Origin of the sequence: Rhizobium sp. AQ_MP (assembly GCF_014237835.1) — a bacterium.
Lineage (GTDB): Bacteria > Pseudomonadota > Alphaproteobacteria > Rhizobiales > Rhizobiaceae > Allorhizobium.
In genome coordinates, this window is record NZ_JACJVI010000075.1 from 1 (window position 1) to 437 (window position 437).

Consider the following 437-nt stretch of genomic DNA (forward strand, 5'->3'; position numbering starts at 1 on the left):
CCGGCCCGCATCAGCTTGGTTGCGGCATAGCCTTCGAAAATCGTCCACTGGCCGGAGCCGAACATGCCGACCGCTGTCGGTCCCTTTTCCCGCAAAACCTTCTTGCACTGCTCGGCCATGATGTCGAACGCTTCGTCCCAGCTTACCGGTTCGAACTCGCCATCCTTCGAATATTGCCCGTTAAGTTTGCGCAGGAGCGGTGTGCTCAGGCGGTCCTCGCCATACATTATCTTTGAGAGGAAATAGCCCTTTATGCAGTTAAGTCCTCTGTTCACCTCGGCTTGCATGTCGCCGTGCGTGGCGACGACCTGCCCTTCCTTGACGCCGACCATGACGCCACAGCCGGTGCCACAGAACCGACAGGGTGCCTTCGACCATTTGATCTCCAGCGCCTCTACGCCACCGGGAACGGACTGAGCATGGGCCGGCAAACTGAT

The 437-nt window shown here is 58.8% G+C and carries 1 protein-coding gene; it reads right to left on the reverse strand.

Going from position 1 to position 437, the window contains the following annotated elements:
* Positions 1-437 (reverse strand): molybdopterin-dependent oxidoreductase (locus H6M51_RS24280; protein ID WP_185812321.1); only part of this gene is annotated, 437 nt, incomplete at both ends.